The sequence below is a fragment of the Pseudomonas sp. 2FG genome (genome assembly GCF_005502935.1).
Lineage (GTDB): Bacteria > Pseudomonadota > Gammaproteobacteria > Pseudomonadales > Pseudomonadaceae > Aquipseudomonas.
Map to the genome: position 1 here is coordinate 80216 of NZ_SCMP01000006.1, position 26623 is coordinate 106838.

Sequence of the window (26623 nt, forward strand, 5' to 3'; positions counted from 1 at the left end):
GACCGGCAGCCTCGGCTCTACGCCTCGACCAACAGCCCATCGACGCGCTGGAAGCCGCGTGGCAGCTTGTTTCCGCGCCGGCCACGCTCGCCCTTGTAGTGCTCCAGATCATCCGCCTTAAGCGACAAGGTGCGCTTGCCGGCTTGCAGCACCAAGGTTGCCCCGCTCGGCACTACGGCGAGATCGGTGAGGAACTCCTCACGGCTGGCCACCCGCTCGCCGGGAATGCCGATGATCTTATTGCCTTTACCCTTACCCAGCTGCGGCAGGTCGCCGACCTTGAACAGCAGCAGGCGGCCCTCGGTCGTCACCGCGGCCAGCCAATCCTCTTCACGATTGGCCACCGGCCGTGGCAGCAGCACTTTCGCGCCGTTCGGCAGGCTCAGGAGCGCCTTGCCGGCTTTGTTCTTGGCCTGCAGATCCTCGCCTTTGACGACGAAGCCGTAACCCGCATCCGAGGCGATCACATACAGCGCCTCGTCATCCGGCAACAGCACGCACTCGAAGCTGGCGCCCGGCGGCGGCGTCAGCCGGCCGGTCAGCGGCTCGCCCTGGCCACGCGCCGACGGCAACGAATGCGCCGCCAACGAGTAGCTGCGTCCGCTGGAATCGATAAACACCGCGTACTGGTTCGAGCGGCCCGGAGCGGCGGTCTTGAAGCCATCGCCGGCCTTGTAGGACAGGCCCGTGGCGTCAATGTCGTGACCCTTGGCGCAACGCACCCAACCTTTCTCCGAGATCACCACGGTGACCGGCTCGGTCGGCATCAGCTCGGTTTCCGACAACGCCTTGGCCTCGGCCCGCGCAACAATCGGCGAGCGACGGTCATCGCCGTAAGTCTGCGCATCGGCGAGCAACTCGGTACGCACCAGCTTGCGCAGCTTGTTTTCACTGCCGAGCAGAGCCTGCAGGCGCGCCTGCTCCTTGGCCAGCTCTTCCTGCTCGCCACGGATTTTCATCTCTTCCAGCCGCGCCAACTGGCGCAAGCGGGTGTCGAGGATATAGTCGGTCTGCTCTTCGGTCAGGCCAAAGCGCTCCATCAACACCGCTCGGGGCTGATCCTCGGTGCGGATGATGTGGATCACCTCATCCAGGTTGAGGAAGGCGATCAATAAACCTTCCAACAACCGCAGGCGCTTCTCGACCTTGTCCAGACGGAACTGCAGGCGCCGGCGCACGGTGCCGATGCGGAACACCAGCCATTCGTGGAGCAGTTCGCGCAGGTTCTTCACCTGCGGCTTGCCATCCAGGCCGATGATATTGATGTTGACCCGGTAGCTGGACTCCAGCTCGGTGGTGGCGAACAGGTGCTGCATCAGCTCGTCCGCATCGACGCGGTTGGAGCGCGGGATGATGACGATGCGGCACGGGTGCTCGTGATCCGACTCATCGCGCAGGTCGGCGACCATCGGCAGCTTCTTCGCCTGCATCTGCGCGGCGATCTGCTCCAGCACCTTGGCGCCGGAGACCTGATGCGGCAGCGCGGTGATGACGATATCGCCATCCTCGACGCGATACACCGCGCGCATGCGCACCGAGCCACGGCCGCTTTCATAGATTTTCAGCAGGTCGGCACGCGGGGTGATGACCTCGGCTTCGGTCGGATAATCCGGCCCCAGCACATGCTCGCAGAGCTGCTCGACCGTCGCATTCGGCTCATCGAGCAGGCGCACGCAGGCCGTCGCGACCTCGCGCAGGTTGTGCGGCGGCACGTCGGTGGCCATGCCCACGGCGATCCCGGTGGTGCCATTCAACAAGAGGTTGGGCAGCCGCGCCGGCAGCACGGCCGGCTCATCGAGGGTGCCGTCGAAGTTTGGCACCCAGTCCGCGGTGCCCTGGCCCAGCTCGCTGAGCAGCACCTCGGAATAACGCGACAGCCGCGCCTCGGTGTAACGCATGGCGGCGAAGGACTTCGGATCGTCCGGCGCCCCCCAGTTACCCTGGCCGTCGACCAGGGTGTAGCGGTAGCTGAACGGCTGCGCCATCAGCACCATGGCCTCGTAGCAGGCCGAATCGCCATGGGGGTGGAACTTGCCGAGCACGTCACCGACGGTACGCGCCGACTTCTTGTGCTTGGAGTCGGCGTCCAGGCCCAGCTCGCTCATGGCATAGACGATCCGCCGCTGCACGGGCTTCAAGCCGTCGCCGATATGCGGCAAGGCGCGGTCCATGATCACGTACATGGAATAGTTGAGGTAGGCCTGCTCGGTGAAATCGGCCAGGGAGCGTCGCTCCACGCCGTCCAGGCTCAGGTCCAGGGAGTCGCTCATGCGTGCCTCATTGAGTAATGGTCTGACGCAGCACCAAGGTGCCGTCGCGCTGGGTGAATTCGAGTTGTTTCAGCGCACTCATGCCAAGCAGCACTTCGTCGCCGTCCATGCCGGGGGCGACCAGCGCGCGCACATCCTGCAGGACGATATCGCCTAGCTGCAGGCGCTCGAGATGGGTGCGATAGCCGGTACTCCGGCCATTGGCGGTATTTAAGGTGACCGGCGCACCGCGTTTGAGGCCGAGACGCTTGGCCAGTTCGGCCGGGACCGCCACATCGGTGGCGCCGGTGTCGAGCAGGAACAGCACGGCTTGACCATTGATCTGCCCGCTGGAGAGGAAATGTCCCTGGCCATTGCCAGCCAACCGCACTTCGATATAACCCTCGCCGCGGGACGAGGCCGGCACCTGGTTGGGGTTGCGCTGCTCGTTCTCCCACCGACCAAAGAAATGCGTGGCCAACAGCAGGCCGGCGCCCCAGGCCAGCACCAGCATCACCCGTCCAGCCCGCCGACCGGCGGTTTGCGCCGTCATGGCGTAGCGCCCCAACCGCCGGCGGGGGCGGCGAAACGCCAGACGATCGGCCGCGTCTCGCCATCGCCACGGGCCTTGCCGCCGTTATCCACGCCGATCCAGGCACCTTGCGCATCGAGCCACAGCCCCTCGGCAGCCCCGAACGGTTGGCTATAACGACGCGCGTCGGTCAGCGCTTCCTTGGCGAACGACCAGCAGCGCTCGACCTCGCCACTCGCAAGCGTACGCCGGCAGATGCGCTGCGTCAGGCGCTCCAGGGTAAACAGCCGGTTCTGCAAGAGCGCGACATCGGAAAAATCGCGGGCGCGCGGCGGGCTGTCGAGCTGCGCTGGCGGCGCCTCGTTACCGCCCTCGCCGAACAACACGCAACCGCCGCTGCAGCGCCAGCTCGACTGCTGTTGGTGCAACACCAGCAAGCCACGGCGCTCGCGCTCGGCGGCCAGCCACAGACGCTCACCGGCCGGATCGACGGCCACACCTTCGAACTGCGCATTGAAATGCAACAACATGCCACTGGCGCGCGCCTGGCGCACCAGGTTGGGCGGCAGACTCAACCAGCTCGCCGTGCCCGCCAGCGGGATCTGCAGCACCCCGGCGTGGGCTTCGCTGAGCAGATAGCGATTGCCTTTGGCATCGCAGCTCAGGCCTTCGAAATCCATGGCTCCGCCACGTACCAGGCTCGCCACCCAGGTGCGCATGCGCAGCCCCCAGGGCAAGCCGTTGTCCGGCGGCGCGGGGGCCTGGAACAGTTCGGCTTCGGCATGCAAGGCATCAACGCCAGCCGTCAGCCGGTACAGTCGGTCATCTTCACGATCGGAAACCGCCCACAACGCATCGCCGCACCAGGCCAGCCCGGACAAGTTGCCGCCGCGCATGCCCTCGACCGGCTGCTCTGCCAGCAGCTGCAACTCTTCAGCGGATTGCAACGCGTCCAGCGCTTGCGCCAGTGCCGACGTGGCCATCAGCAGCAGCGCGGCGAACAGCCTCCGCATCAGGCCAGAACCTCGGCCAGGTCGCCCTTGGACTCCAGCCAGCTCTTGCGATCACCGGCGCGCTTTTTCGCCAGCAGCATGTCCATCAGCTCCTGGGTGGCGTCGAAATCTTCCAGGGTCAGCTGCACCAAACGGCGGGTGTTGGGGTCCATGGTGGTCTCGCGCAGCTGCGGCGGGTTCATCTCACCGAGGCCTTTGAAGCGCGTGACTTGTGGCTTGCCGCGCTTCTTCTCGGCCACCAGGCGGTCGAGAATGCCATCGCGCTCGCCTTCGTCGAGGGCGTAGAAGATCTCCTTGCCCAGATCGATGCGGTACAGCGGCGGCATCGCCACATAGACGTGGCCGGCATCCACCAGCGGCCGGAAGTGCCGCACGAACAGGGCGCAGAGCAAGGTGGCAATGTGCAGGCCGTCGGAGTCGGCGTCGGCGAGGATGCAGATCTTGCCGTAGCGCAGCTGAGTCAGGTCGGCCGCGCCCGGGTCGACGCCGATCGCCACGGCGATGTTGTGCACTTCCTGACTGGCCAGTACTTCGCCGCCATCGACTTCCCAGGTGTTCAGAATCTTCCCGCGCAACGGCAGGATCGCCTGAAACTCCTTATCGCGCGCCTGCTTGGCCGAGCCGCCGGCGGAATCGCCTTCGACCAGGAACAGCTCGGAACGTATTGGGTCCTGGCCGGCGCAATCGGCCAGCTTGCCGGGCAAGGCCGGGCCCTGGGTGACGCGCTTGCGCTCGACCTTCTTGCCGGCCTTGAGCCGACGGCCGGCGTTGTTGATCGCCAGCTCGGCCAGTTGCAAGCCCAGCTCCGGGTGCTGGTTGAGCCACAGGCTGAAGGAGTCCTTGACCACCCCGGAGACGAACGCCGCCGCCTCACGGGAGGACAGCCGCTCCTTGGTCTGCCCGGAGAATTGCGGCTCCTGCATCTTCATCGAGAGGACGAAGGCGATGCGCTCCCAGACGTCTTCCGGCGCCAGCTTGACCCCGCGCGGCAGCAGGCTGCGGAACTCGCAGAACTCGCGCATCGCGTCGAGCAGGCCCTGACGCAGGCCGTTGACGTGGGTGCCACCCTGGGCCGTGGGGATCAGGTTAACGTAGCTTTCCTGCACGCTCTCGCCACCTTCCGGCAGCCATAGCAGCGCCCAATCCACGGCCTCCTTGTTACCGGCGAGGCTGCCGCAGAATGGCTCATCGGGCAGCCGCTCGACTTCCGTGACCGCATCCACCAGATAGGAGCGCAGGCCGTCTTCGTAATACCAGTCGACGCGCTCGCCGCTGGCCTTGTCCTCGAAACTGACCGCCAGCCCCGGACAGAGCACGGCCTTGGCCTTGAGCACATGCTTGAGACGGCTGACGGAGAACTTCTGGGTGTCGAAATACTTGGGGTCCGGCCAGAAATGCACGCTGGTGCCGGTGTTGCGCTTGCCGACGCTGCCGATCACTTCCAGCTCGCTGGCCTTGAAGCCATCGCCGAAGGTCATGCGGTACTCGTTACCATCGCGCTTGACCCGCACCTCGACGCTGGTCGACAACGCGTTGACCACGGAGATGCCGACGCCGTGCAAGCCACCGGAAAACTGGTAGTTCTTGTTGGAGAACTTACCGCCGGCGTGCAGCTTGGTGAGGATCAGTTCGACTCCCGACACCCCCTCCTCCGGGTGAATGTCCACCGGCATGCCGCGCCCGTCGTCGCTGACTTCCAGCGAGTTGTCCTCATGCAGGATCACCTGCACCGATTTCGCATGGCCGGCCAGGGCTTCGTCGACGCTGTTGTCTATGACTTCCTGGGCCAGGTGGTTGGGCCGGCTGGTGTCGGTGTACATGCCCGGGCGCTTGCGCACCGGGTCGAGGCCGGAGAGGACTTCGATGGCGTCTGCGTTATAACTGGCCATGGGGTCTCGTATCGTCAGTCGTTAAAGGTCGGAAAAATCGAAATCGCGCCAGTTGGCGGAGGCAAAACCGGCGAAAGCCAGCAGCGCGGGCAAGCGGCGGGCAAAACCCTGAAAGCCATGCTCGCCACCGGCCTGGATACGCAGCGCACAACCGCGGTAGTAAGCCTCGGCCTGGCGGTAATCGAGAGTCTCGTCGGCGGTCTGCAGCCACACCTGATAACGTGCCGGATCATGTGGCGGCGGCACTTCCAGCTCGGCCAGAGCCGCCACGTGCTCGGTCGTCAGCTCCCAGGTCTCGCCGCTGTAATAATTCTGTTGCGTGCCGAGGTGGCCCTCGAACAAGCGGTGCGGGCAGACCGCCGGATTGATCAGTACGGCCTTCAGGCCATGCCGCTCGGCCAAGTGGGTCGCATAGTAGCCGCCAAGGGAGCTGCCGACCAGCACCGGCCGGCCTAGCTCGGCTATGGCCGCCTCAAGCTGCTGGATGGCTTGTCGCGGGTGATGGTGCAGGGCCGGCACGCGCAGCTGTCCGGCCCACCCCAAGCGCTCCATCACTTGCAGTAATTGGCGGGCCTTGAGCGACGCCGGCGAGCTGTTGAGGCCGTGGATATAGAGAAGGGAGGGGGATTCCGTGAGCACGCGGGCGATTCCTGGATCGTTTGCCGCGCACTTTAGCAAAGCCTCGCGAGCCTTGGTCAGCCAACTTTATGACGCGAGATGAGCAAACCCAGGCAATCGCCTCAATAACCTTTGACGCTGTAGTCCACGACGAAAGGGATACCGGTAACCCGTGACACGCCGGTTTCCAGCCGGCCATCGGCATGCAGGCGCAGCCAGCGATAGCCCGGCGCCTCCTGATCGACCTGAAACTCCTCGCTACCGGGGGCGAACTGCACGCAGGTCGACGGCGTGGCGAGCATGCGCACGCCGTTACGCAGTTGGTCGAACTCCTGATGGATATGCCCCCAGAGCAAAGCCCGCACCTGTGGGAAGCGATCCAGCACGGCGAACAATTCCTCGGGGTTGCGCAGCCCGATCGGCTCCATCCAGCGGCAGCCTATCGACACCGGATGGTGATGCAGGCAGATCAAATGGTGGCGTTCGGGGGCTTCGCTCAACGCCCGAGCGAGCAAGCGCAGTTGCTGCTCATCCAGATAACCGGGCACCGCGCCGGGGATGGAGGAGTCGAGGACAATGATCCGCCAGCCACCGAGATCCACCACCGGTTCCAACAGATCCGTGTCGACGCAGGCGCTGCGCATGGCCGGCAGCTCATCGTGATTCCCCGGAAACCAGCGCGCAGGTGCCGGAATCACCGAGGTCAGTTGGCGAAAGCGTACATAGGACTCAAGCGAACCGTCCTGCGAGAGATCCCCGCTGGCCAGCATCAGGTCAACCTGTGGTTGTTCTTCGAGCACTCGATCGATCACCCGCTGCAGGCTGTCCTGGGTGTCCATGCCGAGCAGTTTGCCGTGGGCGCCAGCAAACAGATGGCTATCGGATAACTGCACCAGCAGCACCGAGGAATCAGCAGCGAGAGTGGGCGAGCTCGGCAAGGGCCGTCTCCTTGAGCGGGATCGATGGAATTATGGTGGCTCCAGCGGGTAACGGTAAAGCCGCGTTGTGGGCATAGATCACAGTTAGCACGCGCCAAGCAATCGGCGCCGGCTGATTTTGCTAGCGCACCGGCTCCAGTTCGTGACCACAGGCCAGGCAATGGCTCAGCCACTCGCCGAGAAACAGGTTGAGCTGGGTCTTCTCATCCGGCTGATGCATCGCCGCATTCGGGTAGGGATAAATGCTACGAAAACGCCGCGCGTTCTCCGCACTGATCACCTCCGCCATGCGTGCATCGTGGTAGACCCGCACTTCCAACTGCGGCACCGGCAACCAGGGCAGGCTGTGTTCCTGGCGCACTTGCAGGGTGGTGGTGTAGGGGCAGGCCTCCAACACATCCAGCGCCAGCACCCCGAGCAGACGCTCGCCCTGACTCAAGGCCACCCGCCGCGAGCCTGGTTCGTCACGCATCGCCGGCAACAGGCGCATCAGCCGCGCGTAGTTGGCCTCACAAGCGGCTTGCAGCTCGATCAGGTCGACCCGGTAACGTTCACGCAGCAGGTTCACACCCACAGTCCCCTCACTTCGGCACGATTGAGTGCCAGCCATTGCAACGCAATGATGCTCGCCGCGTTGTCGATACGCCCATCGCGCACCGCCGCCAAGGCGTCCTCCAGCGGCAAGACATGCACGCGGATGTCCTCCCCCTCCTCGGCCAGCCCGTGCACGCCACCGGCGCCCGCACTGTCGCAGCGCCCGACAAACAGGTGAACCCGCTCGTCCGAACCGCCCGGCGACGGGTAATACTGGCTGATCGGCCACAACGCGCCGAGGGTCAAGTCGGCTTCCTCTACGGCTTCGCGGCGGGCCACCTCTTCCGGCTCTTCATCCTGGTCGATCAAGCCGGCCACCAACTCCAGCAGCCAGGGATTCGGACTCTTATCCAGGGCGCCGATGCGGAACTGCTCGATCAGCACCACGCAATCGCGCTGTGGGTCGTAGGGCAACACGCAGACCGCATCATGCCGCACGAACAGCTCGCGACTGATCTGCGGGCCCATGCCACCCGCGAACAGACGATGACGCAAATGCACACGATCGAGTTGGTAGAAACCGCGGAAACAATTTTCTCGTTCGACGATTTCGACCGCCTCTGGGCCTGGGATAAAAGTGCCGCTCATCGGTTCCCCACTCCTGACTGGTTCGAGCCTGAAAAGTCCTTGGCTTCACGTCATCCTAGCGCGCCTGTTCAACCACCGCAGCCCCTTTCAAGATTGCCCTTGGGCTGCCAGGATATCCGCCCCATTCACTTAGCCTAGCGGCGAACTCGGCTCGCCACCGACAGTCGAACCCCGACTTTCATTGAAAACCCGGAACCGCCAAGGAATGCCATGCACCTGCTTAAAATCACCCTATTCGTCACCCTGGCGCTCACTTTAGGCGGCTGCCAGAGCCTTTTTCAGGCAACCCCTAACGCGCCTATCAACGCCGAGCGCTCGGCCTGGGAACACAGCCAAGCCGGCTGCCAGGGTGACGACTGCCCACTGGTCAACATCGACACCCTGAGCTTCGCCGAGGAGCCTGCGCTCAACGGCCTGATCGAGCATGAGCTGCTGGACATGACCGGCAACGCCCCGGACGCCCAGCTGCCCGCCTCGCTAAAAGCCTATGAACAAGCCTTTCTCCACGCCGCGGCGCCCGGCTGGAGCAGCTATTTGCAGGCGAAAGTACGCGAGCAGCATGACGGCCTGGTGATCATCGAGCTGTCCAGCTACCTGTCCACCGGCGGCGCCCACGGCATGCCCGGGCGACGTTTTATCAATTACGACCGCAAGCTGCACAGGGCGCTAACCCTGCAGGATATGCTCTTGCCTGGCCAGGAGCAGGCCTTCTGGCAAGCCGCACAGCTAGCGCACCAGGGCTGGCTGGTGGCGAACCAGCTCGACCAGGACCCCGAATTCGTCAAGAGTTGGCCGTTTCAACCGACCGCGAACGTGGCCCTGACCTTCGGCGCAGTGACCCTCAAGTACGAGGTCTACAGCATCGGCCCCTACGCGTCCGGCCATCCCGAGCTGAAGATCCCCTACCCGCGCCTCAACGGCATTCTCAAGCCGCAGTATTTCCCCGGTCGGGGCTGAAAGATCACCGGAAGAACAGTACCCCCAAGTCAACTGCGGCTATTTGCTCACGACGAATAAACCGCCTTGCGCGCGCTCATGCTCCCCAGACCGAATTGCAATACGCCGGCCAGCACCAGGGCCGGCAAGGTCGCACCGACGTCCGGATAAAAATGCGCCAGCAGGTGGTAAGTCACCACGCCGCCGGCCCAGGCCGAGAGCGCCGCCCAGCGTAACCCTGCAGGCGCCGAACTGCTGGCGCGGCGGCGCAGGATGAAGTGGTCGACCAGCACCACACCAAACAGCGGCGCGAACACCGAGCCGATCAACAGCAGGAAGTTCTGGTATTGCGCCAGCGGCGCGAACCAGGCGATCAAGGTGCAGACCGCACCGATGATCAGCGCCAGGCGCTCCACCGACAGCGGCAACAGGATAGCGGTGGAGACCGCCGCCGAATGGATATCGGCGAAGGCTTTTTCCGACTCATCGAGCAGAATCAGCAGCAGCGGGATTCCCATCCCCGCCCCGGCCAGGGCCAGCAGCAAGGTATTGACGTCGCCGCTCGCGGCGAATGCCAGGGTGTAGGCCACGCCCAGGCACATCAACCAGAAGTTGCCGAGGAAGAAACCCAGCACTGTGCCACCAAACACGCCGCCGGCGCGTTTGCCAAAGCGCGAGTAATCGGCGATCAACGGCAGCCAGGACAGCGGCATGGCGATCGCGATATCGAAGCCCAGGGCGAACGGCAGCGAAGCATCGCCAGTCCGAGCCCATAGCGCCGGCAGATCGGCCTTGGCCAACAGATTCCAGGTCAGCCAGACGCAGGCGGCGAGCAGCAACCAGATACCCCAGCGGCGCAGCACCCGACGAACGAAGGCCAAGGGCCCGCTGACCGCCAGCAAGGTCGCCAGCGCGCCGAAGGCCAAGGTCCACAGCGTCGGGTTGGCCCACTGGCTCTCGGCGCCAAAGTTGCGCGAGCCGAGCAAACTGGCGGCATCGCGCATGACGATGATTTCGAAGGCACCCCAGCCGATCAGCTGCAACAGGTTCAGCAAGGCCGGCAAGGCCGCACCGCGACGGCCCAGGCTGAGTTTGAGCGCCGCCATCGAGGCCAGGCCGGTATCGCTGCCGATCACCCCGACTGCGGCAAGCAACAGCACACCGACGGCGCTGCCGAGCAGAATCGCCAGCAGCGCGCCGGCCATGCCCAGCCCCGGCGCCAGCAGTGCGCCGGTCTGCAGCACCATCAGGCCGATGCCGAGGGAGAACCACAGGGAAAACAGATCACGCAGGCCAAAGACCCGCTGCGTGAGCGGAACCGCGATGGAGGGTGCGTAAGTACTGAGAGGAGCTGTATTCACGATGGCAACTGCCTGGAAGTGATAAATAGAACAGCCCCTCACTGGCGTGAAGGGCTGATGCTCAGCAGATTTGTGATCGTTCCCACGCTCCGGCGTGGGAACTATCTTATCGGTCAAACCTTCTTGTACAACTGGCTACCTTCCTGGCGGAACCGTTCGGCCTGCTCGCGCAAGCCATCCTCGACCGCCACATCGACGGCTTCGATACGCTGGTTGGCGGCGTATTCGCGCACTTCCTGGGTGATCTTCATCGAACAGAACTTCGGCCCGCACATGGAGCAGAAGTGCGCGACCTTGGCCGAGTCCTTCGGCAGCGTTTCATCGTGATAAGCGCGCGCGGTGTCCGGGTCGAGGCCGAGGTTGAACTGGTCTTCCCAGCGGAACTCGAAGCGCGCCTTGGACAGCGCATTGTCACGGATCTGCGCGCCCGGGTGGCCCTTGGCGAGGTCGGCGGCATGGGCGGCGATCTTGTAGGTGATGATCCCGGTCTTCACGTCATCCTTATTCGGCAGGCCGAGGTGCTCCTTGGGCGTCACGTAGCAAAGCATGGCGCAGCCGAACCAGCCGATCATCGCCGCGCCAATGCCGGAGGTGATGTGGTCATAACCGGGCGCGATATCGGTGGTCAGCGGGCCGAGGGTGTAGAACGGCGCCTCGTCGCAGCACTCCAGCTGTTTGTCCATGTTCTCCTTGATCAACTGCATCGGCACGTGGCCGGGGCCTTCGATCATGGTTTGCACGTCGTGTTTCCAGGCGATCTTGGTCAGCTCGCCGAGGGTTTCCAGCTCGCCGAATTGCGCCGCGTCGTTGGCGTCGGCAATCGAGCCCGGACGCAGGCCATCGCCCAGCGAGAAGCTGACGTCGTAGGCCTTCATGATTTCGCAGATGTCTTCGAAGTGGGTGTAGAGGAAGTTCTCTTTATGGTGCGCCAGGCACCACTTGGCCATGATCGAACCGCCCCGGGAGACGATGCCGGTGACGCGCTTGGCGGTCAGCGGCACATAGCGCAGCAACACCCCGGCATGGATGGTGAAGTAGTCCACGCCCTGCTCGGCCTGCTCGATCAGGGTGTCGCGGAACAGCTCCCAGGTCAGGTCCTCGGCGGCGCCACCGACCTTTTCCAGTGCCTGATAGATAGGCACTGTGCCGATCGGCACCGGCGAGTTGCGGATGATCCACTCGCGGGTCTCGTGGATGTGTTTGCCGGTCGACAGGTCCATCACCGTGTCCGAGCCCCAGCGGATGCCCCAGGTCAGCTTGGCCACTTCTTCCTCGATCGAGGAGCCGAGGGCGCTGTTGCCGATGTTGCCGTTGATCTTCACCAGGAAGTTGCGGCCGATGATCATCGGCTCCAGCTCCACGTGGTTGATGTTGGCCGGGATGATGGCGCGGCCGCGGGCGATCTCCTCGCGGACGAACTCGGCGGTGATCTCCTTCGGAATGCTGGCGCCGAAGCTATGGCCGGCATGCTGCTGATCGAGCAGACCGGCGGCGCGGGCTTCCTGCAGCTTCATGTTTTCGCGGATCGCGACGAACTCCATCTCCGGCGTGATGATGCCCTGGCGGGCATAGTGCATCTGGCTGACGTTGGCGCCGGCGCGGGCCTTGCGCGGGTTGCGCACATGGGCGAAGCGCATGGCGGTCAGCTCGGGATTGCTCAGACGCTCCTGGCCGAAGTGCGAACTCAGGCCGGCAAGCCGCTCGGTATCGCCACGCGCCTCGATCCACGCTGAACGGATATCCGCCAGGCCCTTGCGCACATCGATCTGCACGGCCGGGTCGGTGTAGGGGCCGGAAGTGTCGTAGACCAGCACCGGGGCATTGATCTCGCCGCCCCCCTCTACAGAAAAACCGGTCGGCGTGACGTCCAGGCTGATCTCGCGCATCGGCACCAGAATGTCCGGGCGCGAGCCTTCGACGTAGATCTTCTGCGAGCGCGTGAAGGGTTGTACCGATTGCAGGTCGACCTGAGCGCTTTCACTCAAGTTCTTTTGTTGTTGTACCGTCATCATGGCTCTCCAAACATCATCCAGGGCGTGGATTGTCGGAGCGAGCCTGATCGGGCGGGGGCGTTGGCGCACCAGGGCTGGTGCTAGAGGACTCGCCGGGGGAGACGAGAAATCTTGTTCCCTACGCAGGCGCTAACCTGATCAGGTTCAACGGGATCCGGATTTATCCGATCTCAGCCTTCAACTCAAGGCACCCCGACAAGAACCTGGCCAGTCTAATCAAGCCGCGCCGAGAAAACCAACCCGCAAGTCAAAAAAACCTGACCAGCCCGTCGGAAAGTGACGCGCGATAACGGTGCAGCCAATTGTTCCCGCGGCGCAACATAGCTTGTTGCAAACTACACTCACGCCGCTATCTGCGCGCTTGACCCCCTTGACCGCGCCCCTTAGCCTTGCCTATCACCGCCCCCATCACCCTCCAACAGGGGCCAAACAATTAGGATGATTAGCATGCTGCGCAGACTCTCACTGGCACTCGCCGTGGCCTCCGCTTCCAGCGGACTGGCCTGGGCAGAGGAAGCCCCCCTGTCAGCCAAGACCGACCTGGTCAGCGTCTACCAGGAGGCCGTGAACAATAACGCCGATCTGGCCGCCGCCCGGGCCGATTACCAGGCGCGCAAGGAAGTCGTACCGCAAGCCCGCTCCGGCCTGCTGCCGAACCTGTCTGCCGGCGCCGACCTGAGCGACACCCGCACCCAGCTGGATCAGCCGTCCAGCACGGCCAACCGCAGCGGCACTGTGTATCAAGCCACCCTGAGCCAGCCGATTTTCCGTGCCGATCGCTGGTTCCAGCTGCAAGCCGCCGAGGCCACCAACGAGCAGGCGGCTCTGGAGCTGTCGGCCACCGAACAGAACCTGATTCTGCAGAGCGCCGAAACCTACTTCTCCGTACTCCGCGCCCAAGACACCCTGGCCTCGACCAAGGCCGAGGAAGCGGCCTTCAAGCGCCAACTGGATCAAGCCAACGAGCGCTTCGATGTCGGCCTGTCGGACAAGACCGACGTCCTCGAAGCCCAGGCCAGTTACGACACCGCACGGGCCAACCGCATCCTCGCGCAACGCGCGGTGGATGATGCCTTCGAAGCCTTGGTCACCCTGACCAACCGCGACTACAACGCCGTCGAAGGGATCAAACACACCCTGCCGGTGCTGGCGCCGACGCCGAATGATGCCAAGGCCTGGGTCGATACCGCCGCGCAGCAGAACCTCAACCTGCAGGCCAGCAACTACGCGGTCGATGCCGCCGAAGAGACCCTGCGCCAGCGCAAGGCCGGCCATGCGCCGACCCTGGATGCGGTCGCGCAATACCAGCGCGGCGACAACGACAGCCTCGGCTTCAGCAACAACAGCGCGTCGGGCACCACAGGGTTCGGCAGCGACGTAGAGCAACGCAGCATCGGCCTGCAGCTGAACATCCCGATCTACAGCGGCGGGCTGACCAGCTCCCAGGTGCGCGAGTCCTATCAGCGCCTGAACCAGGCCGAGCAACTGCGCGAAAGCCTGCGCCGGCAGGTGGTCGAGAGCACCCGCAACCTGCACCGCGCCGTCAATAGCGACGTGGAAACCGTCCAGGCCCGTAAGCAGTCGATCATCTCCAACCAGAGCGCCCTGGAAGCCACGGAAATTGGCTATCAGGTCGGTACGCGGAACATCGTCGACGTGCTCGACGCCCAGCGTCAGCTCTACAGCTCGGTGCGCAACTACAACGACGCGCGTTACGACTACATCCTCGACAACCTGCGCCTGAAACAAGCCGCCGGTACTCTCAGCCCGGCAGACCTGGAAGCCCTGGCGCGCTTCCTCAAGGCCGATTACAACCCGGACCAGGACTTCCTGCCGCCGGACCTGGCCAAAGCCGCCGAAACCAACCTGCGCTCCAACCCGGAATATTGAGTTAGCACCACGCGCAAGCCGGCGCAGGGCGGACTCAGGAGCGCAGCGAACAGTCCGCCGCCTGCAATGGCGTACTGCTGCGCGAGTACGCCCTACCGCTGCAGGGCTTCGCTGAGCTCAGCCCAACCTACGGCGCAGCAGCGCTGGCCAGCAGACGCGCCAAGCCCTCGAGCAGACGCGCCAGCGCACCCTGGTTACGCTCCAACACCGCCAGCCCAGCAGCGCGCATCCGTTCGGCCGTCTGCGGCTCGTGCCACAGCGCGGCAACCTGTTGCGCCAGCTGCGCGGCGTCCATCACTTCCAGCAGCGCGCCGGCCTCACGCAGTTGCGCGGCGATCTCGAGGAAGTTGAACAGATGCGGCCCAGCCAGCACCGGCTTACCCAGGGCCGCCGGCTCCAGCAGGTTATGCCCGCCATTGGGCACCAGGCTGCCGCCGACCAGGGCCACATCGGCCAAGGCATAGAGAAACAGCAACTCGCCCATGCTGTCGCCCAGCAGCACGGCCGTCTCGGCCGTCGGCGCCACCGCACTGGAGCGGCGCACGGTGGTCATGCCGGATTTTTTACACAGTTCGAACACGCTGTCGAAGCGCTCGGGATGGCGCGGCACCAGGATCAGCAGCGCGTCGGGATCACGCTGGCGCAGCTGTCGATGCGCGGCGAGGACCAGCTCATCTTCGCCGGCATGGGTGCTGGCGGCGATCCACACCGGCCGCGCAGTGGCCTGCCAGTCCGCGCGCAAAGCCGCCGCGCGCAGCAACAGTTCGGGGTCGATGCTCAGGTCGAACTTGATCGAACCGGTCACCGTCACGCACTCCGCGCGCGCGCCCAGCGCCCGGAAGCGCTTGGCCTCGGCTTCGGTCTGCACCGCCAGCCAGCTCATCTGCGCCAGCATCGGTGCCGTCAGCCCGGCGAAGCGTGCATAACCGCGGGCCGAACGCTCGGACAGACGCGCATTGGCCAACACCACGGGAATCTTGCGCAGCGCGCATTGGTGAATGTGATTGGGCCACAACTCGGTTTCCATGATCACCGCCAGCTTCGGCCGAGTCCGCTCGAGGAAACGCGCGGCCGCCCACGGCAAGTCATAGGGCAGATAGCAATGCTGCACACGGTCGCCGAACAGCGCCCAGATACGCTCGGAGCCGGTCGGCGTCATGCAGGTCACGGTGATCGGCAAGTCCGGGTAACGCAGCAGCAGCTCGCGGATCAGCGGCGCGGCGGCAATGCTCTCGCCCACCGACACCGCATGCACCCAGATCCCGCCCGCTTTGAGTGGCGGCAGATTGCAGGCAAAGCGCTCGCCGATGCGTTTGGCATAGGCCGGCGCGCTGCGCGCACGCAACGCCAGACGCAAGCCGATCAGTGGAAGGCCGAGATGAAACAGGGTGGTATAGAGGCTTCGATTCATGGTCGCGGAGTTTACTTGGTTAGCCGGGTAGATGAAGACTCTAGTGCGCGCAGGCCGAGCGCATTCGGTTCAACCAATCGCCTGCAGGTGCTCGGCAAAACACTCGGCCAGCCAGCGCGCCGCCGGGCCCAGCGCTTCATCCCGACGACAGACCAGCTCCACCACCAGGGGCGGCGGCGTCCAATCGCTGCGCAACTCGACCAGTTGATTCTGGTAGGTCGGGTACTGCACCACATGGCGCGGTAGCCAGGCCCAGCCGAGGTTGCGCATCAGCAGTTCGGCCATGGCGTAGAAGCTGTCGGTCCGCCAGACCGCCGGGCTGATCTGTTCACCGCCGGGGTAGTGGCTATCTTGCGGCGCCATCAGCAACTGCCGATGGCGCGCCAGTTCGCGGCGATCGGCATAGCTTGAGCCCGCCAGCGGATGACCTGCGCCACAAACGGTGACCATCTCGATGGTACCGAGCCGCTGCCGTTCCAACGCCTCCGGCATGCGCTCATGGTGGAACAGCAGGCCGAGGTCGGCACGCCGTTCCAGCAGCTTGCGCGCCACATCGCCCTGGGCGCCGCTGGCCAGTTGCACCTCCAGCAGCGGGAATTGCCGGGCCAGCGCCTCCAGGCTGTCGAGCACCGGCTGGTAAGGCATGGCTTCGTCCTGTGCCAGCCGCAAGCGCGCCTCTTCGCCGCGCACCAGGCCCAGCGCGCGACCTTCGAGCCGCTCGCACTGCCGCAGAATTTCCCGTGCGTCCTCGAGCAATGCCACACCAGCCTCGGTCAAGCGCGGTTGGCGGCCGCTGCTGCGCTCGAACAACAGCATCCCCAGATCCGCCTCCAGTAGCGCAATCGCGCTACTGACCGCCGACTGCGCGCGATTCAGTTGGCGCGCCGCGGCGGAGAACGACTGCCGCTCGGCGACGCTGACAAACAAACGGAGCTGATCCAGATTCCACTGCATAGCCACTCAACCCATCTTTAAAGCAGATAGGTAATGACTTTATCCCATCAGCCAAAAGTTTAGAATCCCCGCCATAACCCACAGGAGCACTCCCCATGTCCGGCTATCTCTACTTAGGCATTGCCATCGCCGCCGAAGTGGTGGCGACCACCTCGATGAAAGCCATCGACGGCGTGAGCAAACCGCTGCCCTTGCTGCTGGTCATCGCCGGCTATGCCATCGCGTTCTGGATGCTGACGATAGTGGTGCGCACGATTCCGGTGGGCGTGGCCTACGCCGTCTGGGCGGGGCTGGGCATCGTCTTGGTGAGCATCGCCGCGGTGTTTATCTACGGGCAAAAACTCGACCTGCCCGCCGTACTCGGCATGGCCCTGATCGTCGTCGGCGTGGTGGTGATCCAGCTGTTCTCCGCCAGCACCGGGCACTAGCATTTGTAGGCTGGGCTTCGGCCCACCACGCACCTTGGAGCGGTGGGCTGAAGCCCAGCCTACATGGCTAGCCCCCGGCCTCGGGTTATACTGCCCGCCAGTTTTCCGACCAAGGCAGTTCGCTCCATGTCCCAGGCCCTTTCCACTGACGTGTTGATTGTCGGCGGCGGCATCGCCGGCCTCTGGCTGAATGCCCGTCTGCGCCGTCAAGGCTTCGCCACCCTGCTGGTGGAAACTGCCAGCCTCGGCGGCGGGCAGAGCGTGAAGTCGCAAGGGATCATCCATGGCGGCGCCAAATACGCCCTGCATGGCGCCCTGACCGGCGCCTCGGAAGCCATCGCCGACATGCCGCGGCGCTGGCGCGAGGCGCTGGCCGGCGGCGGCGAAGTGGATCTGAGCGGCGTGCGCCTGCTCTCCGCTGCGCATTACCTGTGGTCGCCCGGCACCCTGGCCGGCAACCTGACCAGCTTCTTCGCCAGCAAGGCGGTGCGCACCCGCGTCGACCAGGTCAAAGGCGCCGACCTGCCGCCCGCCCTGCAACACCCGCAATTCAAGGGCAAGGTCTATCGCTTGAGCGAACTGGTGCTCGACGTTCCGAGCCTGATCGAGCGGCTGGCCGAGCTGGCCGGTGACAGCCTGCTGGCCGCCGAACGCCTTGAACCCTTGCACGAGAACGGCGAACTGGTCGGCCTGCAGGTCGACGGCCGCGAGATCCGCGCGCAACGCATCGTCCTCAGCGCCGGCGCCGGCAATGCTGCCTTGCTCAGTGCCCTCGGCCTGGCGCAACCGGCCATGCAGCGTCGTCCCTTGCATATGGTGCTGGTCAAGGCGCCGAGCCTGAAACCCCTGTACGCCCACTGCCTCGGCGGCGGACCGAAGCCGCGCGTCACCGTCACCAGCCACCCGGCGGCCGATGGCCAATGGGTCTGGTATCTCGGCGGCGACCTGGCCGAAGCCGACGGCGTGGCCCGCGATGAGACGGGGCAAATCGCCGCCGCGCAAAAAGAGTTGGGCAACCTGCTGCCCTGGGTCGACCTCAGCCAGGCGCGCTGGGCCACCCTGCGGGTCGACCGCGCCGAGCCGGCACAATCCGGGCTGGTGCGCCCGGACAACGCCTTCCTCGCCGAGCAGAACAACGTACTGGTCGGCTGGCCGACCAAGCTGGCGCTGGCGCCGGACTTCGCCGACCGGGTGCTGACGGCGCTGGCGCGCGACGGCATCCAACCCCGCACGCACCCTGCGCTGCCGGCCCTGCCGCGCCCGCCCGTCGCACCGGCGGTCTGGGAGGCGCTACTGCCATGAACACCTTGCACGACCTGCACCGCCCGCTGGGCAGCACTGGACTGTTGGTCTCGCCGCTCGGCCTCGGCACGGTCAAGCTCGGCCGCGACCAGGGGGTGAAATACCCCAACGGCTTCAGCATTCCCGATGACTCCGCCGCGCGGCAACTGCTCAAGCTCGCGCGCGAACTCGGCATCAACCTGATCGACACCGCGCCAGCCTACGGCAACAGCGAAGAGCGCCTCGGCCCGCTGCTGCGCGGGCAACGCGAGGATTGGGTGATCGTCAGCAAGGTCGGCGAAGAGTTTGAAAACGGCCAGTCACGCTTCGACTTCTCTGCCGCGCACACGCGTTTCTCTGTCGAACGCAGCCTGAAGCGCCTGCACACCGAGGTTATCGACCTGGTGCTGGTGCACTCGGATGGCAACGATCTGGCGATCCTGCGGGACGGCGGCGTTTATCAGACCCTGGCGGAGTTGAAACGCGAAGGGAAAATCCGTGGCTTCGGCCTCTCCGGCAAGACCGTCGAGGGCGGTTTGCTGGCGCTGGAGCAGGGTGACTGCGCGATGGTCACCTACAACCTCAATGAACAACATGAGCGCCCCGTGCTGGATTACGCCGCCAGCCACGGCAAAGGCATCCTGCTGAAAAAGGCCCTGGCCAGCGGCCACGTCTGCCTGGAGCCGGGCGTCGACCCGGTGCGCGCCAGCTTCGAGCTGATCTTCGCCCACCCCGCGGTGACCAGCGCGATAGTCGGCACCATCAACCCGCTGCATCTGTCCCATAATGTTTCGACCGCCGCCAGCGTGATCCGCGAACTGTCCTAGCCTGCGGCCGACCCCGACGCAAGAAGGAGCCGAGATGCCGCGCACCCTCGTCCGCAAGGACCCCAGCAGCTTTCAGACCCAAGCACTGCTCGTCGAGGCCACTCCTACCGGGCTGAGCTACCAGGGCCTCGGCCGGCCGCTGAACTTCGGCCAGATGCTCGAACGCCGCCAGCCGATTGCTATCGCCAGTAGTGAGTGTTTTGCCGTGGAGCTGGCCAACCTCGGGGTCTCGGTGCGCCTGACCCTCAGTTGGCAAGGCCACGACTACTGGGTGCTGGTGCGGCAGCGGCGCCAGGATCGCGGCGACGTGGTGCTGAAGTTGATCTCCGGTTACGTGCCGGCCCAGGAGCTGAATTTGCCCTTGCTCGCGGCGATTCAGGAAGTCGCCGAGGAGTGCCTACTGGAAACGCCGCAAGGCTGGCTCGGCGGGCGCTTCGGCGACACCTGGCTGCCGACCCCCTATCGAGGCACCCTGCACTATCGCGAGGCCATCAGCTTCAGCCTGAGCCCGCTGTCCGGCGCCGCCCGGCCGGTACGCTGCGGCAACCTGACCTTGCTCGAGCGGCCACGGGCCTATGTCCATCTACCCACCGCCTCGCTGCAACTGGTCTACGACCTGCGCCTGGAACTGCCGAAAGAAGCCAAACGACTCAGTTTGTTTCATGTCGATGAGCGCCTGGAAAACGGCCAACTGGTCGCCCGCCTCGATCGCCGCCGCCCGAATCTGTACCTGATCCCGCTGGAGCATGGCCGGCCCTGCGCCGAGCTACTGACCCTGAAACAGGGCAACCTGCAACCCGCCAGCAGCCGCGGCATCTGGCTGGCGGAAAGCTTCGCGCCGCAAGACGGCTGGCTGGTACGCGATGAGCGGATTCGCTGGAAGGACTGGCTGGCGCAACAGCATCTCACTCAGCCGGCCGCAAAAAAGCCCCAGCGGCAGGTTGCCGCTGGGGCCAAATCGGCTTGCCGGTAAGCGAAGCGGCTATTTGAGCTCGCTGGAGTTCTTACCCAGCAGGCGCCGGGCGACGATCAACAACTGGATCTGCTGGGTGCCCTCGAAGATGTCGAGGATCTTCGAGTCCCGTGCCCACTTCTCCAGCAGTTCGTCCTCGGCATAACCCAAGGCGCCCACCAGCTCCACGCATTTGAGCGTGACTTCGTTGGCCACCCGTCCGGCTTTGGCCTTGGCGATCGAAGCCTCTTTCGAGTTGGGCAGTTGGTTGTCGGCCATCCAGGCCGCCTTCAGGGTCAGCAGGCGCGCGGCTTCCCACTCGGCTTCCAGGCGGTACAAGGTCGCCTCGGCATGGCTGACCGCCAGCAAGGGCCTGGCATAGTCGAGCCGGCAGACTTTCTGCAACAGTTCACGGGTGCGATCCAGCGCCGCCTTGGCCACCCCGATCGCCATCCCCGCCACCAGCGGGCGGGTGTTGTCGAAGGTTTCCATGACCCCGGCAAAGCCTTTCTGCACATCGATCTGCGGGTTGCCGAGCAAGTTGCTGGCCGGCACCCGGCAGTCGCTGAAGCTGATCGAGGCGGTGTCGGAGGCCTTGATCCCGAGCTTCTTCTCCAGCCGGGTCACCACCATCCCGGGCGTGCCGTGCTCGACCACGAAGGACTTGATCGCCGCACGGCCGAGGCCTTTATCCAGGGTCGCCCAGACCACCACCGCATCGGCGCGCTCGCCCGAGGTGACGAAAATCTTCTCGCCGTTGAGGACGTAGTGCTCGCCATCCTTGCGCGCCGTGGTGCGGATCGCCGCAGAATCGGAGCCACAGCCTGGCTCGGTGATCGCCATCGCCGCCCAGGTTCCGCCGAAGCGTTCAAGCTGCTCATCATTGGCCACCGCCGCGATCGCCGCATTGCCCAGCCCCTGCCGAGGCATGGCCAGCAGCAGGCCGACGTCGCCCCAGCACAACTCGATCACGCCCAGGCAGGCCGACAGGTTGCCGCCGTTCTTGATCCCGCTTTCCACCGACGTCGCGGCGCGGCGCTTGCTGGCCGAGGTCGCGCCGATGGCTTCCGGCGAGCCGGCGTTCATGCCATCGAGCAGCGCCGCGAGCAGATCCAGCTCTTTCGGGTAGGCATGCTCGGCCTTGTCATACTTGCGCGAGATCGGCCGAAAATAATTGGCCGCCACCTGGTGCGCCTGCTTGACCAGACCGGTGAGTTTCTTCGGGGTTTCCAGGTTCATCCGTATCGTCCCCTTAAAGCTGTAGGCCGCCGGCCATGACGGCCACGGCGCGCAGATCCCGGTACCAGCGTTCGGCTGGATGCTCTTGGGTAAAACCGTGGCCGCCGAGCAGCTGCACGGCATCGGTACCGATCTTCATCGCCTTCTCGGCGCACAGCAACCGCGCCAGGTACGCCTCGCGATGGAATGGCAGACCCTGCTCGGAGCGGGCACAGGCGCGCCAGACCATCAGCCGCATGGCGTCCAGTTCGACGGCGATATCCGCGACCATAAAGGCCACACCCTGGCGGTGGCTGATCGGCTCACCGAAGGCCAGCCGCTCGTTGCAGTAGCCGACCACATAATCCAGGGCCGTCTGCGCCGTACCTACGGCCAACGCACACCAGGCCAGCGCGGCGTGGTCGAGGAAGCTCTGGTAATCGAAATGCTCCGCCGCCAGCCGCTGCTCGACCGCGACTTTGACGTTCTTCAACTTGAGCCGTGCGGTCGCGCCAGCCTTCAGCCCCATGGCCGGCTCCGGATGCCGCTCAAGCCCCTTGGCGCCGGCTTCGACAATGAACAAGGCGGGGCCGTCCTCGGCCTGCGCCGCGACTATCAACTGGCTGGCATCCAGCCCGCGCAGCACCAGGCACTTCTCCCCGGACAGGCGATAGTGTCTGCCCTTGCGCTTGGCCCGCGTGCTCAGCTGCAGCGGGTCGAACAGCACTGTCGGCTCATTCACCGCAAGCGCCATGAGCGGCGCCGAATCCTCACCGACGAACGCCGGCAACCAGCGCGCCTGCTGCTCGGACGAACCCCAGCGGCGAATACAGTTAGCTGCGGAGAGCGGCACCAGCAGAGCCGCCGCCAGGGACAGGTCGCCCTTGGCCAGCGCCTCGGCGATCAGTGCGTTGCTGACCGTGGTGCGCTCACCGGCCATGCCACCATGCACTTCGCCAACGCCATAGTGGCTCAGGCCCAACTCCTGCGCCTGCTTGAGCAACTCGGCGGGCAGCGCCGCATTGGCGTCGGCCTCATGGGCCGCCGGGCGCAGCACTTCGCTGGCGAAACTTTCCAGCATCGCCACCAGCATCTGCTGCTCGGCGGACAACGACAGGTCGAACAGCGCATCCGGATCGACCTTGCGCGGGCCGCGACTGTGCTTCAGCGCGCGCTCGGCGGCCAGGCGGAAGCTGGCGCGAGTACCGCTGTAGATCAGCTTTTCGAAGGGTTTGCGCAGCTTCAGGCGATCCGGCCAATCGGCCTGGGCCAGACGGCTCAATAGGGCCAGGGCGCGGCCTTGTACATCGGCATTCATGGGCATCTTGTTCCACAGCGAATGAAGATGCCCGGAGCATGCGCGCGGGAACTACCAGCGACTATGACCGCCCCGCCGCCAGCGACTGGCAGGTCAGCCAGTCGTTACCGGCGTCACAACTGCCGCGTCCGGCCAGCGCGAGCCACCCGCAGCGCACTATCGGCCACAAACGACAACGCCTCGGGGAACGAGTCCACGAGGCGTTGTTCTATCAGACCATGTTGGTGTTTAGCCGACCGGCATTATCCGATTTGAGTTCAGGAGCGCTCGCGGATCTTGTTGACTATGGCCGTGGTCGAGCTGTTTTCCACCAGGCCCAGCACCTTGACCGTGCCGCCGTAGGCCCGGACTATCTCGGCGCCGACCACCTGGTCGATGCCATAGTCGCCACCCTTGACCAGCACGTCCGGCTTGAGCAGGCCGAGCAACCGCTCGGGGGTGTCTTCACCGAAGCTCACCACCCAGTCCACCGCGCCCAGCCCGGCGAGCACGGCCATGCGCCGGTCAACGCTGTTGATCGGCCGGCCCGGGCCTTTCAGCCGGGCTACCGAAGCATCATCGTTGATCGCCAGCACCAGCCGGTCGCCCTGGGCCCGGGCCTGCTCCAGATAGGTCACATGGCCGGCATGCAGAATGTCGAAGCAGCCATTGGTGAAGACGATTTTCTCGCCGTGGGCGCGGGCATCCTCGATGCTGGTCAGCAGTTGCTCGAGGCTCAGTACGCCGCGCTCGGAACCCTGCTCGCGCTGCACCGCCCGACGCAGTTCGGGGGCGCTGATGGCCGCCGTGCCGAGCTTACCGACCACTATGCCGGCGGCCAGGTTGGCCAGGGCCACCGCCTGCGGCAGCTCTTCGCCGGCGGCAATGGACGCCGCCAGGGTGGAAATCACCGTATCGCCCGCGCCGGTGACATCGAACACTTCCCGCGCCCGCGCCGGCAGATGCAGCGCCGGATGCCCAGGGCGCAGCAGGGTCATGCCATGCTCGCCACGGGTCACCAGCAACGCGCCGAGCTCCAGCTCGCGCATCAGTTCGGCGCCTTTGGCCACCAGCTCGGCCTCATCGGCGCAGCCGCCGACTATGGTCTCGAATTCGTTCAGGTTGGGGGTAATCAGGCTGGCGCCACGGTAGATGGCGAAGTCCTTGCCCTTGGGATCGGCCAGCACCGGAATGCCGCGAGTACGGGCGGCCTGGATCAACACCTGATGGTTCTGCAGTGCGCCTTTGCCGTAGTCCGACAGCACCAGCACCTTGACCCCGGCCAGCAGGCTTTCGACCGAGGCCGTCAGGGCGGCGGCGTCGGTGGCGAACGGCTCTTCGAAATCCATGCGCAACAGCTGCTGATGGCGACTCATGACCCGCAGCTTGACGATGGTCGGCTGCGTGGCGATGCGCTGAAAGTGCGCATCCACCCCGGCGGCAGTCAGCCGCTCGGTCAGGCTGTCGGCCGCTTCGTCCTGCCCCGTCACACCGACCAGGCGCGCCGGCGCACCGAGCGCGGCGATGTTCAGCGCGACGTTGGCGGCACCGCCCGGCCTATCCTCGATCTGCTCGACCTTGACCACCGGCACCGGCGCCTCCGGGGAGATCCGCGAGGTACCACCATGCCAATAACGGTCGAGCATGACATCACCGACCACTAAAACAGCGGCCTGATCGAAACGGGGCATGGACAGCTTCATGGGATCTCCGGGGGCCTCAAGTGGCGGGCACGTAGTCTATCAGGCGATACCTACCGGCGCGCCTTCATCCAGGCCCATCGCATGCAAGCGCGCATAGAAACCGTTCTGCGCCAGCAGCGCGGCATGGGTGCCACGCTCGACGATCTGCCCCTGATCCATCACCAGAATCAGGTCGGCTTTTTCGATGGTCGACAAGCGGTGCGCGATAACCAGCGTGGTACGCCCCGTCATCACCCGATCCAAGGCGGCCTGGATATGCCGCTCGGACTCGGTGTCCAGGGCCGAAGTCGCCTCATCCAGCACCAGGATCGGCGCATCTTTCAACAAGGCCCGGGCAATCGCCAGACGCTGGCGCTGCCCGCCGGAAAGCAGCACGCCATTCTCGCCGACCTGGGTATCCAGGCCGAGCGGCAACTTGTCGATGAACTCCTTGGCGTAGGCCGCCTCGGCGGCCCTTTCGATATCCGCGCGCGGCGCGCCGGCCAGATCACCGTAAGCGATGTTGTTGGCCACGCTGTCGTTGAACAGGGTGACTTGCTGGGTGACCAGGGCGATATGCCGGCGCAGGTTGCGCAGCTTGTAGTCCTCGACGTCGACACCGTCGAGCAGAATTTGCCCGTGCTCATGGTGATAGAAGCGCGGAATCAGGTTGGCCAGGGTCGACTTGCCGCTGCCGGAGCGACCGACCAGGGCGATCATCTGCCCGGGTTCGGCGCTGAAACTGATGTCATTGAGCACCGGCTTCTCACTGCCCGGGTACTGGAAGCTCAGGTTGCGCACCTCCAGGTGCCCGCTGACCCGCTCACGCTCGACACTGCCATGATCGACTTCGGGGGCTTCGTCGAGTTGCTCGAAGATGCTTTCGGCGCCCGCCAGACCTTTCTGGATGGTCGAGCTGACTTCGGACAGCTGACGGATCGGCTTGGGCAACAGACCGGCAGCCGTGATGTAAGCCACCAGATCGCCCGCCGTAGCATCGCCACGCAAGAACAGCACCAGGAACATCAACACCGCCATGGCGCTGTAAATCACCAACTGCAGCATGGGCGTATAGACCGCGCCGGTTTTGGTCATGCGCAATTGCTTTTCAGTATTATCTTCACTGGCTACAGTAAAACGCTTGGACTCATAGGGCTCGCCACCGAAGCTGCGCACCACCCGGTAGCCCTGGATGGTTTCAGAAGCGACATGGGTGACGTCGCCCATGGCCACCTGGATCTTCTTGCTTTGCTTACGAAACTTCTTGCTGGCGCTACCCACCATCAGCGCAATCAACGGCAGAATGGCCAGCATTACCAGGGTCAGTTTCCAGTTCATCCATAGCAGGTAAGCGAACAGGAAAACGACTGTCAGTCCCTCGCGAATCACCACTTTGATCGCATCGGTTGCGGCACCGGTCACCATGGTGACGTTGAAGGTGATGCGGGAAATCAGATGCCCGGAATTGTGATTGTCGAAATAGCGGTTGGGCAGCACCAGCAGGCTGTTGAACAGTGCGATGCGCAGATCGTGTACCAGGCCGAGCGAGACTTTGGCCAGGAAGTAGTTGCCCAGATAGGAACCTATCCCTTGCCAGGCCGCGATCAACACGATGAGCAGCGGCACCATCTGCAACATCTGCAAATCGCGTAATACCGGCACATTCGGGAACAGCACCGCACTGGGATTAGACAAGCCATCGACGAAGTACTTGAGGATTCCCGCCAGCATCGGTTGGGTCGAGGCAAAGATGATGTAGCCAAGGATGCTAATCAGGAACATGCCGGCATAGGGCCTGACATAACCCAGCAGGCGGAGGTAGATCTTCAGGCTTGAGGTCTGGGAAGCACTTGGGTGCTGGTCGGTCATGCGTTCACGCTTCGACTGTGCCAAAAAGGTCACCGAGCTTAGCACAGCGGCGGCTGCCTCTTCCCGGCGGATGCATTAAGATGG

Annotated in this window: 22 protein-coding genes and 1 riboswitch; of the genes, 6 read left to right on the forward strand and 16 right to left on the reverse strand. The window is 64.7% G+C overall.

Going from position 1 to position 26623, the window contains the following annotated elements; translation table 11 throughout:
• Nucleotides 1-17: 17 nt before the first annotated feature.
• From parC to FFS13_RS08190, 8 genes are all read right to left on the reverse strand, one after another.
• Nucleotides 18-2270 (reverse strand): DNA topoisomerase IV subunit A, encoded by a 2253-nt coding sequence (gene parC, locus FFS13_RS08155; protein WP_137818601.1) that lies wholly within the window; start codon nt 2268-2270, stop codon nt 18-20.
• A gap of 7 nt (nt 2271-2277) precedes the next feature.
• The gene (locus FFS13_RS08160; RefSeq protein ID WP_137818602.1) at nt 2278-2802 is read right to left on the reverse strand and encodes a TIGR02281 family clan AA aspartic protease; all 525 of its coding nucleotides are present in this window, start codon (nt 2800-2802) and stop codon (nt 2278-2280) included.
• Nucleotides 2799-3794 (reverse strand): esterase-like activity of phytase family protein, encoded by a 996-nt coding sequence (locus FFS13_RS08165; RefSeq protein ID WP_137818603.1) that lies wholly within the window; start codon nt 3792-3794, stop codon nt 2799-2801. The genes FFS13_RS08160 and FFS13_RS08165 overlap by 4 nt, the downstream gene beginning before the upstream one ends.
• Nucleotides 3794-5683: a DNA topoisomerase IV subunit B gene (gene parE / locus FFS13_RS08170; RefSeq protein WP_171006445.1), complete on the reverse strand. Its 1890-nt coding sequence runs from the start codon at nt 5681-5683 to the stop codon at nt 3794-3796. The genes FFS13_RS08165 and parE overlap by 1 nt, the downstream gene beginning before the upstream one ends.
• Before the next feature lie 21 nt (nt 5684-5704).
• Nucleotides 5705-6322 (reverse strand): YqiA/YcfP family alpha/beta fold hydrolase, encoded by a 618-nt coding sequence (locus FFS13_RS08175; protein ID WP_137818605.1) that lies wholly within the window; start codon nt 6320-6322, stop codon nt 5705-5707.
• A 101-nt stretch (nt 6323-6423) separates the two neighbouring features.
• Nucleotides 6424-7239, reverse strand: a complete 816-nt coding sequence (gene cpdA, locus FFS13_RS08180; protein ID WP_137818606.1) for a 3',5'-cyclic-AMP phosphodiesterase — start codon at nt 7237-7239, stop codon at nt 6424-6426.
• A gap of 121 nt (nt 7240-7360) precedes the next feature.
• Nucleotides 7361-7813, reverse strand: coding sequence for a DUF1249 domain-containing protein (locus FFS13_RS08185; protein WP_137818607.1), 453 nt, complete (start codon nt 7811-7813; stop codon nt 7361-7363).
• Nucleotides 7804-8421, reverse strand: a complete 618-nt coding sequence (locus tag FFS13_RS08190; protein ID WP_137818608.1) for an NUDIX domain-containing protein — start codon at nt 8419-8421, stop codon at nt 7804-7806. The genes FFS13_RS08185 and FFS13_RS08190 overlap by 10 nt, the downstream gene beginning before the upstream one ends.
• 210 nt (nt 8422-8631) lie before the next feature.
• Here FFS13_RS08190 and FFS13_RS08195 point away from each other — a divergent pair, with 210 nt between their 5' ends.
• Nucleotides 8632-9378, forward strand: coding sequence for an RsiV family protein (locus FFS13_RS08195; RefSeq protein ID WP_137818609.1), 747 nt, complete (start codon nt 8632-8634; stop codon nt 9376-9378).
• Nucleotides 9379-9425: 47 nt separating this feature from the next.
• On the opposite strand, the gene cytX is transcribed toward FFS13_RS08195, so the two are convergent.
• Nucleotides 9426-10718, reverse strand: a complete 1293-nt coding sequence (cytX, locus tag FFS13_RS08200; protein WP_137818610.1) for a putative hydroxymethylpyrimidine transporter CytX — start codon at nt 10716-10718, stop codon at nt 9426-9428.
• Between the two features lie 113 nt (nt 10719-10831).
• Nucleotides 10832-12727, reverse strand: coding sequence for a phosphomethylpyrimidine synthase ThiC (thiC, locus tag FFS13_RS08205; protein WP_137818611.1), 1896 nt, complete (start codon nt 12725-12727; stop codon nt 10832-10834).
• A 101-nt stretch (nt 12728-12828) separates the two neighbouring features.
• A riboswitch (TPP riboswitch) is annotated at nt 12829-12935 on the reverse strand.
• 242 nt (nt 12936-13177) lie between these two features.
• Here thiC and FFS13_RS08210 point away from each other — a divergent pair.
• Nucleotides 13178-14620 carry a TolC family outer membrane protein gene (locus tag FFS13_RS08210; protein ID WP_137818612.1) on the forward strand — a complete coding sequence of 481 codons (1443 nt, stop codon included), beginning with the start codon at nt 13178-13180 and terminating at the stop codon, nt 14618-14620.
• 127 nt (nt 14621-14747) lie between these two features.
• Here FFS13_RS08210 and waaA read toward each other — a convergent pair whose 3' ends face one another.
• Both waaA and FFS13_RS08220 read right to left on the reverse strand, forming a co-directional pair.
• Nucleotides 14748-16031: a lipid IV(A) 3-deoxy-D-manno-octulosonic acid transferase gene (gene waaA / locus FFS13_RS08215; protein ID WP_137818613.1), complete on the reverse strand. Its 1284-nt coding sequence runs from the start codon at nt 16029-16031 to the stop codon at nt 14748-14750.
• A 69-nt stretch (nt 16032-16100) separates the two neighbouring features.
• Entirely contained in the window at nt 16101-16985 is an 885-nt protein-coding gene (locus tag FFS13_RS08220) for a LysR family transcriptional regulator (RefSeq protein WP_137818614.1), read from the reverse strand.
• Nucleotides 16986-17080: 95 nt separating this feature from the next.
• Here FFS13_RS08220 and FFS13_RS08225 point away from each other — a divergent pair, with 95 nt between their 5' ends.
• The 4 genes from FFS13_RS08225 (at nt 17081) to FFS13_RS08240 (ending at nt 20494) form a co-directional block, all read left to right on the forward strand.
• Entirely contained in the window at nt 17081-17413 is a 333-nt protein-coding gene (locus tag FFS13_RS08225) for a multidrug efflux SMR transporter (RefSeq protein WP_137818615.1), read from the forward strand.
• Nucleotides 17414-17539: 126 nt separating this feature from the next.
• Nucleotides 17540-18715, forward strand: a complete 1176-nt coding sequence (locus FFS13_RS08230; protein ID WP_137818616.1) for an FAD-dependent oxidoreductase — start codon at nt 17540-17542, stop codon at nt 18713-18715.
• A complete protein-coding gene (locus FFS13_RS08235; protein WP_137818617.1) occupies nt 18712-19521 on the forward strand; it encodes an aldo/keto reductase in 810 nt (269 codons plus the stop codon). Before FFS13_RS08230 ends, FFS13_RS08235 begins: the two co-directional genes overlap by 4 nt.
• Before the next feature lie 34 nt (nt 19522-19555).
• Nucleotides 19556-20494 (forward strand): metal ABC transporter ATPase, encoded by a 939-nt coding sequence (locus FFS13_RS08240; RefSeq protein WP_137818618.1) that lies wholly within the window; start codon nt 19556-19558, stop codon nt 20492-20494.
• Between the two features lie 9 nt (nt 20495-20503).
• Here FFS13_RS08240 and FFS13_RS08245 read toward each other — a convergent pair whose 3' ends face one another.
• The 4 genes from FFS13_RS08245 to msbA form a co-directional block, all read right to left on the reverse strand.
• On the reverse strand, nt 20504-21712 hold the full coding sequence (locus FFS13_RS08245) for an acyl-CoA dehydrogenase family protein (RefSeq protein ID WP_137818619.1): 1209 nt from the start codon (nt 21710-21712) through the stop codon (nt 20504-20506).
• Nucleotides 21713-21725: 13 nt separating this feature from the next.
• Nucleotides 21726-23015: an acyl-CoA dehydrogenase family protein gene (locus FFS13_RS08250; protein ID WP_137818620.1), complete on the reverse strand. Its 1290-nt coding sequence runs from the start codon at nt 23013-23015 to the stop codon at nt 21726-21728.
• Between the two features lie 251 nt (nt 23016-23266).
• Nucleotides 23267-24691 carry a bifunctional D-glycero-beta-D-manno-heptose-7-phosphate kinase/D-glycero-beta-D-manno-heptose 1-phosphate adenylyltransferase HldE gene (gene hldE, locus FFS13_RS08255; protein ID WP_137818621.1) on the reverse strand — a complete coding sequence of 475 codons (1425 nt, stop codon included), beginning with the start codon at nt 24689-24691 and terminating at the stop codon, nt 23267-23269.
• A gap of 39 nt (nt 24692-24730) precedes the next feature.
• On the reverse strand, nt 24731-26539 hold the full coding sequence (gene msbA, locus FFS13_RS08260; protein ID WP_171006453.1) for a lipid A export permease/ATP-binding protein MsbA: 1809 nt from the start codon (nt 26537-26539) through the stop codon (nt 24731-24733).
• Between the last annotated feature and the right edge of the window lie 84 nt (nt 26540-26623).

What these genes read in the sequence shown, in the direction of transcription:
- parC (WP_137818601.1), bottom strand. Translation starts at nt 2,270, where the DNA reads ATGAGCGACTCCCTGGACCTGAGCCTGGACGGCGTGGAGCGACGCTCC.
- FFS13_RS08160 (WP_137818602.1), bottom strand. Translation starts at nt 2,802, where the DNA reads ATGACGGCGCAAACCGCCGGTCGGCGGGCTGGACGGGTGATGCTGGTG.
- FFS13_RS08165 (WP_137818603.1), bottom strand. Translation starts at nt 3,794, where the DNA reads ATGCGGAGGCTGTTCGCCGCGCTGCTGCTGATGGCCACGTCGGCACTG.
- parE (WP_171006445.1), bottom strand. Translation starts at nt 5,683, where the DNA reads ATGGCCAGTTATAACGCAGACGCCATCGAAGTCCTCTCCGGCCTCGAC.
- FFS13_RS08190 (WP_137818608.1), bottom strand. Translation starts at nt 8,421, where the DNA reads ATGAGCGGCACTTTTATCCCAGGCCCAGAGGCGGTCGAAATCGTCGAA.
- FFS13_RS08195 (WP_137818609.1), top strand. Translation starts at nt 8,632, where the DNA reads ATGCACCTGCTTAAAATCACCCTATTCGTCACCCTGGCGCTCACTTTA.
- thiC (WP_137818611.1), bottom strand. Translation starts at nt 12,727, where the DNA reads ATGACGGTACAACAACAAAAGAACTTGAGTGAAAGCGCTCAGGTCGAC.
- FFS13_RS08210 (WP_137818612.1), top strand. Translation starts at nt 13,178, where the DNA reads ATGCTGCGCAGACTCTCACTGGCACTCGCCGTGGCCTCCGCTTCCAGC.
- waaA (WP_137818613.1), bottom strand. Translation starts at nt 16,031, where the DNA reads ATGAATCGAAGCCTCTATACCACCCTGTTTCATCTCGGCCTTCCACTG.
- FFS13_RS08220 (WP_137818614.1), bottom strand. Translation starts at nt 16,985, where the DNA reads ATGCAGTGGAATCTGGATCAGCTCCGTTTGTTTGTCAGCGTCGCCGAG.
- FFS13_RS08225 (WP_137818615.1), top strand. Translation starts at nt 17,081, where the DNA reads ATGTCCGGCTATCTCTACTTAGGCATTGCCATCGCCGCCGAAGTGGTG.
- FFS13_RS08230 (WP_137818616.1), top strand. Translation starts at nt 17,540, where the DNA reads ATGTCCCAGGCCCTTTCCACTGACGTGTTGATTGTCGGCGGCGGCATC.
- FFS13_RS08235 (WP_137818617.1), top strand. Translation starts at nt 18,712, where the DNA reads ATGAACACCTTGCACGACCTGCACCGCCCGCTGGGCAGCACTGGACTG.
- FFS13_RS08240 (WP_137818618.1), top strand. Translation starts at nt 19,556, where the DNA reads ATGCCGCGCACCCTCGTCCGCAAGGACCCCAGCAGCTTTCAGACCCAA.
- FFS13_RS08245 (WP_137818619.1), bottom strand. Translation starts at nt 21,712, where the DNA reads ATGAACCTGGAAACCCCGAAGAAACTCACCGGTCTGGTCAAGCAGGCG.
- FFS13_RS08250 (WP_137818620.1), bottom strand. Translation starts at nt 23,015, where the DNA reads ATGCCCATGAATGCCGATGTACAAGGCCGCGCCCTGGCCCTATTGAGC.
- hldE (WP_137818621.1), bottom strand. Translation starts at nt 24,691, where the DNA reads ATGAAGCTGTCCATGCCCCGTTTCGATCAGGCCGCTGTTTTAGTGGTC.
- msbA (WP_171006453.1), bottom strand. Translation starts at nt 26,539, where the DNA reads ATGACCGACCAGCACCCAAGTGCTTCCCAGACCTCAAGCCTGAAGATC.